Source organism: Victivallis sp. (assembly GCF_048170485.1).
Lineage (GTDB): Bacteria > Verrucomicrobiota > Lentisphaeria > Victivallales > Victivallaceae > Victivallis.
Genome location: NZ_DBEXAY010000119.1, coordinates 1 through 13,230 on the forward strand (window position 1 = coordinate 1; position 13,230 = coordinate 13,230).

Consider the following 13,230-nt stretch of genomic DNA (forward strand, 5'->3'; position numbering starts at 1 on the left):
GAATGGCACTACCTTTTCTCTGCATTTTTGAGCTCCTTTTTCGGTAATTTGGTTTGAGTAAATTTCCAAAGTTACTCGACAAAGGAGTTCTTTTCTACTCCGACAATTGCTTGTCACCTATACATGGTATCTTTCCTGAAAATTATGGGGTTGTCACTCCGTGAAGATCTCTTTCACCGCCTCCAGATAGCGGTATTCGGATTCGGTGTCCGGCTCCAGATAACTGCCTTCGGTCCATTCGTTCCATGCGTTGAGGGTGATGATCCGCTGCTCCTCCGGCCGGAGCGCGATCCGGTCCCGGAAGAGCCGCAATGTTTCAGCGAACTGTTCCGGGGTGTTTTCCACGACCGGGTCATACGGATAGGAGCCGTGAAGAAAGCGGTCGCTCTGCACGGTGCGCGGCGAGGCGTCCCAGGCGGTCATGATGTTCGGGTAGTACGGTACGGAATACTCCCGCTCCGCCCGGTCCCAGTAGGCGAGATATCGGGTCCGCAATTGGCGGTAATCGCTCCGCGGGAAGTCGCGAAGCGGCATGTGGTGGATCCAGATGTAGCTGGTGACGCTGTCGAACCCGAGCTCTTCGACCAGCTCCGGCGCGTTGGATTTCCTCTCGCCCGGCAGAATGGTCTCCCCCCGGCTGGTCAGGTTCAGATGCAGCCCGGCAAGGCCGGCGCGTTCCGCCCGGGCTCGAAACTGATCCAGCGCCTTGCGGAGCGGAGGAATCCCGCCGAAATTTTCGCAGAGACGGGTGATGTCGTAAATGGAGAAGAACGGTTTCCCGCAGATGGTCCAGTATTCCGGCCGCTGCAGATGTTCCTCCAGCAGGATTCCGCAGAGGCGGTCGAAGGAGCGCGGGGTGACGTCGCTTTCCAGCAGGGTGCGGACCGGTTCGTTCCAGCCGTGCGGATGCATGTTGCGCCACGGGTGGTTCGCCCACATCAGCGCATAGGTCATCCGGTGCCGGTTGGGGGCGTTCAGAAAGCCCCGTTTCAACGCGCCTTCCAGAAACGGTTTTTCCCCGTACCAGTACCAGTCGAAGAGAAATGTGCCGATTCCGTGATCGGCGGCGGCATCGATCTTTTTCGCCATGACCTCCGGTTCCGACTCATCTCCGTAGCCCCAGAGCGGCACTTTCGGCTGCCGGTGACCGGGGAAGCGGGAGCGGGCCGCCTGAACGACATCCCATTCCGTCCAGCCCGGACCGTGCTCTTTTTCCATGCGTTCGTCGCAGTGGTAATCGGGGAAGTAAAATGCGGCAAGCTGAATGTTGTGCCGGTTTCTGGTCGAGGACATCGCAACGCTCCTTTCTGTACCTGGAATATATTATACAATAAAAAAATCCCCACGGTACGAAAATATCAGGATTTTATTGCGCGATATTGAGATTGTGTTGCACAATATTGCTCGAACGGCCTTCTGGAATCCGCCGTTTTCCCGGTTTTTGCGCGGAGGCAAAGGGGACGGTTGCCGGTTGCGATGTGGCGGGGAAATGACGCTTCCCGGTGGTGAAATGACGGAAAAATCCGTCACTTCCCCCGGAGAATCGGCGGCGTTGAGCAAAGGTGGAACGGGCGTGCCCCGGAGGAAAGAAAAAAATCCGTCATTCGCGGCCGGATGACGGATTCATTTCCCGTGATTTCACTTCGCCAGCGGGCGGATCACCTTCGGCGGTCTGGCCGGGTCGAATTTGCCGACGTCGGCGGATTTGTCGAATTCGATGCTGGTCCGCCAGCCGGGGCCGAAGAGGCCGATGCGATCGGTGTAGTAGAAGCCGTCGCTCTTGCGGAAGCTGTTCACTTCCAGCGTCCGGAAGGGGGTGCCGCCTGCGGCGCCCTCGAAGAACTCCGCTTTCAGCGGGAAGTAGTGGTCGCGGGCGATGTACACCTTGACCTGTTCCTTTTTGTCCGGGGATTCCAGCAGCACCACCCGGCAGGGAACGGTGCGGACGCTCTCGCTTTCCAGCTCGCGCACCACCGGGTAGTAGAGAAAACTCATGGTGAGGTCGGAGGGGCGGATCCCCATGTGTCCGAGCCGGTTTTCGCTCCCGGCGTCGCCGGTGTTGCTCTTCATCGGCACGACCGTGGTTTCCGAGGAGCCGCTGCGCCGGGTCTGGCCGAGCATGTACCCCTCGTTGCCGTCGAGAATGATCTGGCCGGTCATCCGCTCCGGCTGGAGGATGATGCCGAAGTAGATCGGCACCGATTCCGGTTTCCCGCCGCGGCGCAGGTGGCGCACCTCCCCCTCCAGCGCGGCATAGCTGGAGACCGGGTAGGGATTGCGCGCGAATTTCATGAATTCAGAAATCGGCATCGTCTTTTCTTCCGCGGCGAATGCCGCCGGAATCAGCGCCGAAAGCGCGAGGCACAGCAACAGATATCTCATGCTCTCTTCTCCCGTGCGGCGGGGCCGGAAAAGGCGAATTTCTCCGCCTCCTCGAAGGTCCCGACAAAGTGAATTTCCAGTTTCGACCGGACCTCTTCCGGCAGTTCATCGGCATCCTTGCGGTTCTCCAGAGGCAGCATCACCGTGGTGACTCCCGCCCGCAGTGCCGCGATCACCTTCTCGCGGATGCCGCCGACGGCGGTCACCCGACCGGTGAGAGTGATTTCGCCGGTCATCGCCAGGCGCGGCCGCAGCGGGCGGCCGGTGAGCAGCGAAACCAGCGCCATCGACAGCGTCACCCCCGCCGAAGGACCGTCCTTCGGCGTCGCCCCGTCCGGGACGTGGATGTGGAAGTCGTGCCCGGTGAACCACTCCGGCTCGATCTTCCAGGCGGCGGCGCGGGCGCGGACCAGGCTGAACGCCGTCTCCGCCGACTCCTGCATCACCTTGCCGAGCGAACCGGTCAGCTTGAGGTTGCCCTTGCCGCCCGGAATCGCGATGATCTCCACCGGCAAAATGACGCCGCCGCAACTGGTCCACGCCATGCCGGTGGCGCACCCCGGCACGGTGGCGCCTTCGACCTCGTCGCGCAGGAATTTGCGCCCGCCGAGCAGTTCGTGCACCAGCTTCGGATTGACCGCGGTCACGGCGTCGGCGGCGAGTTCGCCTTCGACGATGCGCCGGGCGATCTTGCGGCACACCTGGCCGATCACCCGCTCCAGTTCGCGCACGCCCGCTTCGCGGGTGTAGTAGTCGATCAGCTCGTCGATGCCGGAGAGGTGGAAGCGCACCTGCTGCCGGGTGAGTCCGTTTTCGCGGATCTGGCGCGGCACCAGATAGCGCCGGGCGATCTCCCGCTTCTCGAACGAGGTGTAGCCCGGCAGGCGGATGATCTCCATGCGGTCGCGCAACGGCCCCGGAATCGTGTCGAGCAGGTTGGCCGTCGCGATGAAGAAGACCTTGCTCAGGTCGTAATCGACCTCAAGATAGTGGTCGCTGAAGGCGTTGTTCTGCGCCGGGTCGAGCACCTCCAGCAGTGCCGAAGCCGGGTCGCCGCGGACGTCGCTGGCGAGCTTGTCGATCTCGTCGAGCATGAAGACCGGGTTCGCGCTGCCCGCCTTCTTGAGGTTCTGAATGATCCGCCCCGGCATCGCGCCGACGTAGGTGCGCCGGTGGCCGCGGATCTCCGCCTCGTCGCGGATGCCGCCGAGCGAGACCCGGACGAAGTTGCGGTTCATCGCCCGGGCGATCGACTGGCCGAGCGAAGTCTTGCCCACGCCGGGCGGTCCGACCAGACAGAGGATCGGCGACTTGCGCTCCTGACCGCCGTGGAGCTGGAGCACCGCGAGAAACTCCAGAATGCGCTCCTTGACGTCCTTGAGGCCGTAATGGTCGGCATCCAGCACCCGCGCCGCTTCACTGCAGTCGAGCCGGTCGTCGGTGCAGGTGAGCCACGGCACGTCGAGCAGCCAGTTGATGTAGGTGTAGCTGATGTGATACTCCGGCGCGGCCTGCGGAATGAGTTCCAGGCGGGAGAGCTCCTTTTTGACCACTTCGGTGACCCGGTCCGGCAGGGTGAGTTCGCCGAGGCGGCGTTCGATTTCGATGATGTCCGGGTTGCGGCTGTCCTCGCCCAGCTCCTGCTGGATGGTGCGCAACTGTTCGCGGAGGAAGAACTCCCGCTGCGACTGACTCATCGCCTGATGGACCTCGTTCTGGATCTTCATGCCGAGTTTCAGCACTTCGAGCTCCCGATTCATGAAAACCGCTAGCGCCTCGAGCCGTGCGTGCACGTCGGCGTGGAAGAGCAGCAGAAGTTTTTCCGCATAGCTGAAGTTCAGCGCGTCGGCCAGCAGGTCGGCGAAGCGGCCCGGCGTGCCCGCGTTGAAGACCGCCACCTGCAGCTCCTCCGGCAGACCCGGCAGCATGCCGGCCAGCTCCTGGAAGAGCACGGTGAGGCTCTTCTGGCGGGCCTGATTTTCCACCTCGTCGCCGCCGGGGAGTTCCGGCAGTGTCCGGCAGCGGGCCATCGGCGGTTCGCCCTCGTTGCGGTTGAGCATCACGCAGGTGACCCGGCGGATGCCGCGCACCACAATCCGGATGCTTCCATCCGGAAAATTCAGCTCCTTGACCACCCGCACCAGCACGCCGACGGCGGAACGGCGCTTCTCCTCGTAACTGAAGAGGCGGAAGGTCACCTGAAACGGCAGCTGTTCGAGCTCTTCGTCGGAGGGCAGTTCCGGGAAGAGCGCCAGGAGCCGGTTGCTCTCCATCGCCTGGCGGAGCGCCGCGACATTCTCCCCTTCGATCAGCAGCGGGGTGAGGCTGAAGGGGTAGATCACCGGTTCCCGCGTCGCCAGCAGCGGTGCGGAGATCAGCTCCGCATCCGGCTTCGGCCCGCCGATTCCGTCGACCGATATCACTTTGGGATCAAACATGATTCAAGATTCCGATCTGCTTAACAGTTAGCGTTTGCGTTTCCGCCGCCGGTTCACGCGAGGTCGAGCACGCTGCGCCGGTCGGCGAGATCGGCCAGCACTTCGCCTGCCAGATAGAGCGAACCGGCCACCAGCACTTTGCGGGAGGTGTCGGCGAGCGCGTCGTTGACCGCGAGCAATGCGTTGGCCCGTTCCTCCGCCGGCACCCCCAGCTTCCGCGCCATCGCGCACAGCTCTTCCGGGGTGCGGCAGGGGCGGTCCGCTTCGTGCAGCGGCACGAAGAGGAACTCCGCCGCCAGCGGCGCGATCAGTTTGAGGCTCGTCTCCACATCCTTGTCGCGGAATCCGGCGAAGATGACCGTGAATTTCTCACCGGGCGCGAGCTCCTCCATCGCCTGCCGGAGGGCGGAAAGTCCGTCCGGATTGTGCCCGCCGTCGACGAAGAGCCGTTCGTTGAGCTGCTGACAGCGCGCCGGCCAGCGGACGTTCGCCAGACCGTCGAGCGCCCGGTCGAGGTCGAGGCCGTACCGGCCGGCGAGGAACTCCAACACCCGGTAAACCAGCCGGAAATTTTTTCTCTGCATGGCGCCGAGCAGAGGCAGACGGATCTGCCGCCCGGCGTATTCGAACTCCTGTCGGAGCAGGCCGTTCTCGCGGGTGAACCGGACCGGACCGGTGATCTCCTCCCCCGGTCCGGCGGGCGCCGAGCCGAGAGAGCGGGCGCGGTCGAGCAGGACCCGGCGCGCCTCCTCCGGCATTTCGCCGTAGAAGAGCGGCACCGCCGGTTTGATGATGCCCGCCTTCTCGTGGGCGATCTTTTCGATGGAGTCGCCGAGCCATGCCTGATGGTCGAGGGCGATGTTGGTGATGATCGAAGCGACCGGCGTGACGACGTTGGTGGAGTCGAGCCGCCCGCCCATGCCGGTCTCCCAGACGACGAAGTCGACGCCGGCGCGGGCGAAGATCATCGCCGCCAGAACGGTGGTGAATTCGAAGTAGGTAAAGCGGAAATCCCGCCCGGTGGAGCGGCGTGCCGCCTCCGCCAGTTCGGCGGCGAAGGCGTCGAAGTCGGCGGAGGAGACCGCCCGTCCGTTGACCCGGAACCGCTCCCGGATGTCGACCAGATGGGGGGAGCTGTAGAATCCGGTGGTGAATCCGGCCGAGCGGAGCGCGCACTCCAGCATCGCGCCGGTAGAGCCTTTGCCGTTGGTTCCCGCCAGATGAAGGAACCGCAGGTCGCGGCAGGGATCGCCTGCGCGATGCATCAGTTCCAGGGTTGCTTCCAGTCCGGGTTTGATGCCGAACATTCCGAGTGAGTTCAGATACTCTTTTGCCGGTATGGTACTCAATGAAACCTCCTGCCGGCGGCTAGCGCGCGCAGGGCGACCAGACCGGCATCGAAAGATTGTAGGGGGTCGACAGCAGCAGCCGGGCTCTTCCGGTCCAGGTGTCGACCACGTAAAGCGCGGATTTCGCGCCGTCGGAACGTTTGCAGACCACCTGCCGGTTGTCGGCGGCCCACGCCGGGGACTCCCAGGTGCCGGGCATTTCGGTGATCCGTTCATTTTTGCCGCTCTTCAGGTCGTAGACTGCGAGCGTGTAGCTGCCGTTGACCCGGGTGGCGTAGACGATCTTGCCGTCGCTCGACCAGTCGGGGGTGACCGCATCGCTGCCGATGGTGGGCAGCCGTTTGCGGCCGGAGCCGTCGAACGACGCGATGAAGATGCGCGGCGCGCCGGTTTCATCGCTCACGAAGGCGAGCTGTCTGCCGTCGGGGCTCCAGCAGGGGGAGGCTTCGACCGCCATGTTGGAGGTGAGCCGCCGGACCTTTCCGCCGCCGATCGGCAGGATGTAGAGGTCCACCTTGTGGTCGGGGCTGAGGATCACCGCCATCTGCCGCCCGTTCGGACTGATCGCCGCACCGGCGTTGATGCCGCGGAAATTGGAGAGCACCCGGCTCCGGCGCGAAGCCAGCACCGTCTGGATCACGTCGATGCTGGTGCGGTTGTATTTGGAGTAGCCGATCGATTTGCCGTCGGGGAACCAGCACGGTTCGACGCAGAGCGAATTGTAGTGGGTGACCTGCTTGACGTTGTTGCCGTCGATGTCGCAGACGTAGATGTTCCGGACTCCGGGGGCGGTCTGGGCGCAGAAGGCGATGCGCGAGGTGCAGAAGCCGCGCACCTTGAGCTCCTTGAAGGTCTTTTCGATGATGGCGTCGACGGCGTGCTTGGCGACGGCGCGGTCGCCGCCGGCGATGGTGATGCTCCAGGCGCCGACCGGTGCGCCGCCCTGTTCGAGTGTGAGCTGGAGCACATTGCCGTTGCGGGTGCCGGAGAGGGTGAAGTCCGCCTTGTCGCCGCGCACCAGGTCGAACCAGCCGCAGGCGCCGAGGATGGAGGTGAGCTCCCGGCTCAGCTCCGCGTCGCCGGTGACGCCGCGGAAACTCAGCGTGGGATTGAAGGTGGTCTGCTTGACCACGACGATCGGTTCGGGGGCCGCCGGAGCGGAGAACGCCGCGCAGACGAGCGCCAGCCCGGCCAGGAAAATCGGTTTGAACATCGCTGTGAATCCTTTCAGAATCGGCTCGTTGAAAATCAGGATGGTAACATATCGCTGCATCAGTAGTTTTTCAATGCGTCTTTCAAAGCTTCCACCAACTTTTTCGCCTCTTCGGCGGTGGAATCGAATCCGAATCCGATCCGCAGTCCGGAGTAGGCGTCGTTCCGGTTGAGTCCGATCGCCCGGAGCGCGGCGGAGGGCTCCCGGCTCTCGGAGGCGCAGGCGCTGCCCGCCGCCGCCATCACGCCCGCCGCGGAGAGCATCCGCACCATCACGCCGCTCTGGATTCCCGGCAGCAGCAGGTGAAGCAGATAGGGGGAAGCCAGCTCCGGCGGAACCGTGCAGCGGATTCTTCCGCCGCCGGGCAGCGGCAGGTTCTCCAGCTCCCGCCGCACAGCGGCGTTGAGTTCCCCGATGCGCCGGGCGGCCTCCTCCTGTTTTGTTGCGCGGAGACCGGCGGCGAACGCCAGCGCCAGCAGGGCCGGCACCTCCGGGCGGCAGCTGCGGTAGAGTTCGTGCCGCCAGCGCCGGGCGAACTCCAGCAGTGTTTTCCCGCCGCGGAAGGCGGGGCGGATCAGCAGGGCCGCGCCGCCGCCGGGCGCGCCGAATTTGCGGCCGGAGACCGCGACGATGTCCGCTTCGCGCGGAAACGGCAGTTTGGCCGCGCCCTGAATGGCGTCGACGAAGAGGATCCCCGCCGGGGAGTTCCGGCGGAACGCCTCCGCCAGCGGGCCGATCGGCTGGATGGTGCCGAGTTCGCTCTGCACCTGATGGAGGGCGAGGAGGTCGCCCGCGGGGAGCTCTTCCGGCAGAATGCGTCCACAGCGGTCGGGGCGGAGGAGCCGCAGTTCCGCCGCGGAGCGCCGGAGCACGGCCAGAAGCGCCGGGTGCTCCAGCGGGGAGGTGATGGCGCATTTCCCCGCCGCCAGCGGAGAGTCGGCGAAGAGGTTGAAAAGTTCCGTGCCGCACCCTCCCCAGATCACCTTCCAGCCGGCTTCTCCGGTCAGGGCGAGGGAGAGCTCTTCGGCCGCCCGGTCGAGCTGCTGCCGCGCATCGTGCCCGAGCCGGTGCGCCGCCTCCTGATTGGCGTAGTTTTCGCGTACCCGGGCGAAGTAGAATTCGATTGCTTCCGGCGCCGGACGGGCCGCCGCCGCCTGATCGAGATAGACGGTCATGGTTGTTTCAGCTCCCAGTATTTGTGCCGGCGCCGGAAAAGTTCCTGTGCTTCGGCGTGTCTCTCCTCCCGCGCCAGAGCGCGGATGAGGAATTGTTCTCCTGCCGGCATCGGTGCGGCGAAGAGAAAGAGTGCGAAATGCCGGTGCAGCAGTTTGGCGGGGGAGGTGGAGCGTGGTTTCATCATCGGTTCCGGGTTGTAATTTCCTATTCTCCCGGTAATCTAGCAACTTCCGGCGAATTATCAATCGGAAAACAGTTGACTTTTCAGAAAAAGATGGTTTATTTATAAAGATGTGTCCTTTTTCAGGAAAGTTGTGAATATCATGGAACCTGTCATTTATCTGGATAATAATGCAACCACCCGGGTGGATCCCGAGGTGTTCGACGCGATGAAACCGTTTTTCTGTGAACGCTACGGCAATCCGTCGAGCATTCACCACTTCGGCGGCAGCGTTGCCGCCGATATCGAAAAGGCCCGGTGCCAGGTCGCCGAACTGCTCGGCGCCGAATTCCGCGACCGGGACGGCATCGCCACGGAAATCATCTTCACCAGCTGCGGTACCGAGAGCGACAACGCTGCTCTCTTCGCCGCACTCGGCGCCCGGCCGGACCGGCACAAGATCGTGACCACCGCGGTCGAACACCCCGGAATCCTCGCCTGCTGCCGGGAGCTGGAGCGCCGCGGCGTCATTGTGGAGTATCTGCCGGTGGACAGCCGGGGGCGGCTCGATCTTGACCAGGTGCGCCGGGCGGTCGACTCCGACACCGCGCTGCTCTCGACGATGTGGGCCAACAATGAGACCGGGACGCTTTTCCCGATTCCGGAGCTGGCGCGGATCGCCCATGAGAAGGGGGCGCTCTTCCATACCGACGCGGTGCAGGCGGCCGGCAAGGTGCCGATCGACGTCGATGCCGACGGTGTTGATTTTCTGAGCATTTCCGGTCACAAGCTTCACGCTCCGAAGGGGGTGGGGGTGCTGTACGTGCGCCGGGGAGTCCGGTTCCGCCCGCTGATTTTCGGCGGCCATCAGGAGCGCTCCCGCCGCGGCGGCACGGAGAATGTCACCTCGATCATCGGTCTCGGCAAGGCGTGCGAAATTGCGCGGCGCAATCTGCCGCTGGAGAGCGTGCAGCTTGCGGAGCTGCGCGACCGGCTGGAGAAGGGGGTGATCGAGCGCATTCCCGACGTCCGCGTCAACGGCGACATCGAGCATCGGCTGCCCAACACGGCGTCGATCAGCTTCGAATATATCGAAGGGGAATCGATCCTGATGCTGCTCGACCGGCTGAACATCTGTGCGTCGAGCGGCTCGGCCTGCACGACCGGCAGTCTGGAGCCGTCGCATGTGCTGCGTGCGATGGGGCTGCCCTACACTGCGGCGCATGGAACGATCCGCTTCAGCCTGTCGAAGTACAACACCCGCGAAGAGATTGACTTTGTGATTGAATCGCTTCCGCCGATCATCGAGCAGCTCCGGGCGATTTCGCCCTACTGGCAGGAGCGGCGCTGACGCCGGAACCGGTAACAGAAGAGGCATACAGTTATGGAAAAAGAACTCAGCCGGAATGCCGGCCACGAGATCCGGTTCCCGGTTGACTGGGAGTTCCGCATCATCGTGGACGCCGACCTCGCCGCGGCGGCGAGACCGCTTCTCGCCGCCTGTTTTGAGAAACATGAAATCGCCACCGCTCTTCATGAGGGGCTGGATTCCAAGAACGGCCGTTACCGGTCGTTCAAGGCGCCGCTGGTGCTCACCAGCCGCGAAATGATGAATCAGCTGGCGGCGGAACTGGCCGCCGTGCCGGGCGTGAAATTCGTTCTCTGACCGCAAAACGGAGGGGAAAACACCCTTTTTTTGAAAAAAAATCGACTTATTTGCCGGATAGGTGCTGCAGCGGATTTGACAATATATTTTTCCGGTGCTACTATTTGACGACGGCAAATGTTTTGGGTATTTATTTTCCATTGACATAACGGAAATCTAAAAATCAGCTGGAGAGACCGATGAAAGTTGTCAACGTAGTTCTGAGCATTCTGATCCTTTTGCTTGCCGCCGCAAGCGCCGTGTTTTCCTACTTCCTGTTTGAGAAGCGCGGTCAGCTGACGGGCGGATGGGACAAAATGGCGACCGCCATCAACGCAACGGCCGTGGAGCTGGATCGGAACAGCGGGACCAAACTTGCCGGAGAGCTCACCGCCGATGCGATCGGTCACCGGAACTACGACGCTCTCGACGCCAAGCTGCCGAAGCTTGCTGCGCAGGCCAAGCAGCTGGTGATCCAGCGCGATGCTCTCGCGGATGCGCTCCGCCGCATCGGTTCCTCGGTCGATATGAAGAATCTCGGAACTGCCGATGCGTTCCGCAACCTCAACACCTACTCCACCCGCAAGGATGATGTCATCAACGCGGTCGGCGACACCATCAAGCGTCGCAACGGCGTGATCGACAACTTTGCCCGTCTGGCCAACAGTTCGCTGAAGATCCGTCTCGATTCCGCCAAGCTCCGGAACGGGGACCGCGGTGAATTCAGCAAGTTCGAGACGGCGCTGCGCGGGGTCGGTGACCGGCGCAACACCTACGAGAGCGGTCTCCGTCAGGTCGGCGGTCAGGCCGGCAAGAGCGTGAACTTCCCGGCGACCGGCGACTACAAGGCGCCGACCCGCACGGTGATCGGCGCGGTCAACGATCTGAAGAACCGCTACAACAGCACGACGAAGAAACTGGATGCGGCCAATCGCACCATCCGCGCCCGCGACAACACCATCAAACAGCGTGACGGCGTCATCAGCAACCTGCGCAAGACGCTTGCGCACAAGGATGCTCAGCTCAACGATCTCAAGCGTGCCCTCGGGCTGGATATTTCGCAGGATCTGCCGGCTCCGTGGAAGAAGGGGTCGGAAGAGGCGCGTCGCGCGATCCTCGGCAAGGTGATCATGGTCGATCCCCATTACGGTTACCTCAGCACCGACCTCGGCAAGGACACCGTGGTGATCCAGCAGATCGGCAACAAGACCTCCGAAGTCAATCCTGACATCGTCCCCGGCATGGAGCTGGTCGTCGCCCGCGGCAGTCTCGCGGAGGGCAACTCCAAGTTCATCACCCGGATCAAACTGGATAAGGTCGATGCCGGCTGCTCGATCGCGAACATTCCGGAAGGCGTGACCGATATTCAGGTCGGCGACATCGTCTACTACGAGCCCGCTCCGGCGGAAAAGGCGAAGAAATAACGGTTTGACGGGAGACGGAAAAGTGTTCAATTCCAAATTCTTCACTGTCATGATCGTGCTGACCTTCCTCGCCGTGGTTGCGACGGTCGCGTTCCAGTCGATCGAAATGAACCAGTACGGGCTCTTCGAAACTCTCTTCGGAGGAAAATGAGCACCGTGCACTGGAAGTTCGCCGCCGCAATTCTCATTGCGGCGGCGTTTTGCTGTTTTGCCGGCGGTTGCACGCCGCAGGAGCGGATGGGTTACAGCCCGATTCCGCAGAACTCCCCCGCCTCCTGGGAGTATTCGCCTTACGGGCCGATTCACAACTGATGCCGGAGTTTTCCGCCGGGGAGGGATAAAAAAACGGAGAGGATGATTTGTCCTCTCCGCGCCCCGGAAAATCCCGGGATTCCATTCCACGTCAGTGCTTCTTGTATCCGCACTTCGGGCAGACGCCGTCGACCAGAGCGACGCCGCACAGCGGACAGCGGTCGACGGTCCGGGCGGGGGTGTACTCCTGCGTGGCGGCGTTGACGCCGCTGGTGAAGGTGATCTTCGCGATGTTGAGCTTGTCCTTCAGGAGCTCATAGACGATCTTGATCATCCCTTCGACCGTCATGGTCTCCTTGGTGACGACCAGCCGGGCATCGGGATAGGCGGTGGCGAGTTCGGTCTGGAAGGCGGGCCCCTTCATCTTGTTCGACGGTGCGCCGTTTTTGATTCCCTGCTTCTCATAGACGCCGAGAATGGCCGGGAGAAGCGGGTCATCCTCGCGCAGGATCAGCGCATGGTCGAAGTTTTTGAGCACGTTCCAGGCGACCTTCTGGATCTCGTTGCAGGGGAAGACCATGTTGACGCCCGGCTCGATGGTGTCCTCCACCTCAATCGTGAGGACGCCGGTGTGGCCGTGCAGGTACTGGGCTTCGCCCTGGAACTTGTAGAACCGGTGGGCGTACTGCAGTTCGATGCGGGTGATGCTTCTCATAGTTTCCTCCTGTTTTTTGGTTTGGGGGAGCTATTGTTTTTGCGACTCGTCTTTCCGGCGGGCTGCGCATCTGCGGCAGACGCCGACGAGCCGGATCTCCATGTGGGCGACGCTGCCCGGAATTTCATCCAGCGGGACTGCGGCTCCTTCCGGCCAGTTGAAGTCGGAGATTTCGCCGCATTTTTCGCAGATGAAGTGGCCGTGCGCTCCGGTCCGGGAGTCGTAACGGGCGCTGTCGATATGATCCATGCGCCGGATGATTCCCTTCGCCGCGAACTCATTGAGGATTCGATATACGCTCTCGCGGGTGATCGCCGGCTGTGTGCTCCGCACTGCCGCCCAGACCGCGTCCACATCCGGGTGGCTGAGATTATCCGCCAGAAAGTCGTAAACCGCCAGCCGTTGCGAAGTGCATTTCCAGCCCGCATCCCGGCAGATTTTTGAGAATTCCTGCTGTCTGGTGGCCTGCATGATAA

Annotated in this window: 14 protein-coding genes; 5 read left to right on the forward strand and 9 right to left on the reverse strand. The window is 62.7% G+C overall.

What is annotated here, in order from left to right; genetic code table 11:
• Window positions 1-153 precede the first annotated feature (153 nt).
• From ACMLHG_RS06245 to ACMLHG_RS06275, 7 genes are all read right to left on the reverse strand, one after another.
• Complete coding sequence (locus ACMLHG_RS06245; protein WP_417169934.1) at window positions 154-1,293, reverse strand: glycoside hydrolase family 99-like domain-containing protein; 1,140 nt, start codon at window positions 1,291-1,293, stop codon at window positions 154-156.
• A 345-nt stretch (window positions 1,294-1,638) separates the two neighbouring features.
• Entirely contained in the window at window positions 1,639-2,382 is a 744-nt protein-coding gene (locus ACMLHG_RS06250) for a hypothetical protein (RefSeq protein ID WP_294432577.1), read from the reverse strand.
• Window positions 2,379-4,820 carry an endopeptidase La gene (gene lon, locus ACMLHG_RS06255; protein WP_295809546.1) on the reverse strand — a complete coding sequence of 814 codons (2,442 nt, stop codon included), beginning with the start codon at window positions 4,818-4,820 and terminating at the stop codon, window positions 2,379-2,381. Before lon ends, ACMLHG_RS06250 begins: the two co-directional genes overlap by 4 nt.
• Before the next feature lie 53 nt (window positions 4,821-4,873).
• Window positions 4,874-6,169, reverse strand: coding sequence for a bifunctional folylpolyglutamate synthase/dihydrofolate synthase (locus ACMLHG_RS06260; protein ID WP_295809545.1), 1,296 nt, complete (start codon window positions 6,167-6,169; stop codon window positions 4,874-4,876).
• A 19-nt stretch (window positions 6,170-6,188) separates the two neighbouring features.
• Window positions 6,189-7,382, reverse strand: a complete 1,194-nt coding sequence (locus ACMLHG_RS06265) for a hypothetical protein (protein ID WP_417169935.1) — start codon at window positions 7,380-7,382, stop codon at window positions 6,189-6,191.
• Window positions 7,383-7,441: 59 nt separating this feature from the next.
• Window positions 7,442-8,557, reverse strand: coding sequence for an aminotransferase class V-fold PLP-dependent enzyme (locus ACMLHG_RS06270; protein WP_417169936.1), 1,116 nt, complete (start codon window positions 8,555-8,557; stop codon window positions 7,442-7,444).
• Window positions 8,554-8,742: a hypothetical protein gene (locus ACMLHG_RS06275; RefSeq protein WP_295809538.1), complete on the reverse strand. Its 189-nt coding sequence runs from the start codon at window positions 8,740-8,742 to the stop codon at window positions 8,554-8,556. The genes ACMLHG_RS06270 and ACMLHG_RS06275 overlap by 4 nt, the downstream gene beginning before the upstream one ends.
• A gap of 139 nt (window positions 8,743-8,881) precedes the next feature.
• Here ACMLHG_RS06275 and nifS point away from each other — a divergent pair, with 139 nt between their 5' ends.
• The 5 genes from nifS to ACMLHG_RS06300 all read left to right on the forward strand — a co-directional run bounded on the left by nifS (window position 8,882) and on the right by ACMLHG_RS06300 (window position 12,099).
• Window positions 8,882-10,069 carry a cysteine desulfurase NifS gene (nifS, locus tag ACMLHG_RS06280; protein WP_295809536.1) on the forward strand — a complete coding sequence of 396 codons (1,188 nt, stop codon included), beginning with the start codon at window positions 8,882-8,884 and terminating at the stop codon, window positions 10,067-10,069.
• A gap of 33 nt (window positions 10,070-10,102) precedes the next feature.
• The gene (locus ACMLHG_RS06285) at window positions 10,103-10,384 is read left to right on the forward strand and encodes a DUF493 family protein (RefSeq protein ID WP_295809535.1); all 282 of its coding nucleotides are present in this window, start codon (window positions 10,103-10,105) and stop codon (window positions 10,382-10,384) included.
• Between the two features lie 179 nt (window positions 10,385-10,563).
• A complete protein-coding gene (locus ACMLHG_RS06290) occupies window positions 10,564-11,787 on the forward strand; it encodes a hypothetical protein (RefSeq protein WP_295809533.1) in 1,224 nt (407 codons plus the stop codon).
• Window positions 11,788-11,809: 22 nt separating this feature from the next.
• Window positions 11,810-11,938 carry a hypothetical protein gene (locus tag ACMLHG_RS06295; protein ID WP_294432564.1) on the forward strand — a complete coding sequence of 43 codons (129 nt, stop codon included), beginning with the start codon at window positions 11,810-11,812 and terminating at the stop codon, window positions 11,936-11,938.
• Window positions 11,935-12,099, forward strand: a complete 165-nt coding sequence (locus ACMLHG_RS06300; RefSeq protein ID WP_417169937.1) for a hypothetical protein — start codon at window positions 11,935-11,937, stop codon at window positions 12,097-12,099. The genes ACMLHG_RS06295 and ACMLHG_RS06300 overlap by 4 nt, the downstream gene beginning before the upstream one ends.
• A gap of 91 nt (window positions 12,100-12,190) precedes the next feature.
• On the opposite strand, the gene ACMLHG_RS06305 is transcribed toward ACMLHG_RS06300, so the two are convergent.
• Both ACMLHG_RS06305 and ACMLHG_RS06310 read right to left on the reverse strand, forming a co-directional pair.
• Window positions 12,191-12,754 carry a 6-pyruvoyl trahydropterin synthase family protein gene (locus ACMLHG_RS06305; RefSeq protein WP_294432561.1) on the reverse strand — a complete coding sequence of 188 codons (564 nt, stop codon included), beginning with the start codon at window positions 12,752-12,754 and terminating at the stop codon, window positions 12,191-12,193.
• Between the two features lie 30 nt (window positions 12,755-12,784).
• Window positions 12,785-13,230 (reverse strand): Fur family transcriptional regulator (locus ACMLHG_RS06310; protein ID WP_417169938.1); only part of this gene is annotated, 446 nt, incomplete at its 5' end.

Bases quoted from the DNA above. Each gene is read 5' to 3' on its own strand.
- ACMLHG_RS06290 (WP_295809533.1), top strand. From the start codon at position 10,564: ATGAAAGTTGTCAACGTAGTTCTGAGCATTCTGATCCTTTTGCTTGCC.
- ACMLHG_RS06275 (WP_295809538.1), bottom strand. From the start codon at position 8,742: ATGATGAAACCACGCTCCACCTCCCCCGCCAAACTGCTGCACCGGCAT.
- lon (WP_295809546.1), bottom strand. From the start codon at position 4,820: ATGTTTGATCCCAAAGTGATATCGGTCGACGGAATCGGCGGGCCGAAG.
- ACMLHG_RS06300 (WP_417169937.1), top strand. From the start codon at position 11,935: ATGAGCACCGTGCACTGGAAGTTCGCCGCCGCAATTCTCATTGCGGCG.
- ACMLHG_RS06285 (WP_295809535.1), top strand. From the start codon at position 10,103: ATGGAAAAAGAACTCAGCCGGAATGCCGGCCACGAGATCCGGTTCCCG.
- ACMLHG_RS06305 (WP_294432561.1), bottom strand. From the start codon at position 12,754: ATGAGAAGCATCACCCGCATCGAACTGCAGTACGCCCACCGGTTCTAC.
- ACMLHG_RS06250 (WP_294432577.1), bottom strand. From the start codon at position 2,382: ATGAGATATCTGTTGCTGTGCCTCGCGCTTTCGGCGCTGATTCCGGCG.
- ACMLHG_RS06245 (WP_417169934.1), bottom strand. From the start codon at position 1,293: ATGTCCTCGACCAGAAACCGGCACAACATTCAGCTTGCCGCATTTTAC.
- nifS (WP_295809536.1), top strand. From the start codon at position 8,882: ATGGAACCTGTCATTTATCTGGATAATAATGCAACCACCCGGGTGGAT.
- ACMLHG_RS06270 (WP_417169936.1), bottom strand. From the start codon at position 8,557: ATGACCGTCTATCTCGATCAGGCGGCGGCGGCCCGTCCGGCGCCGGAA.
- ACMLHG_RS06265 (WP_417169935.1), bottom strand. From the start codon at position 7,382: ATGTTCAAACCGATTTTCCTGGCCGGGCTGGCGCTCGTCTGCGCGGCG.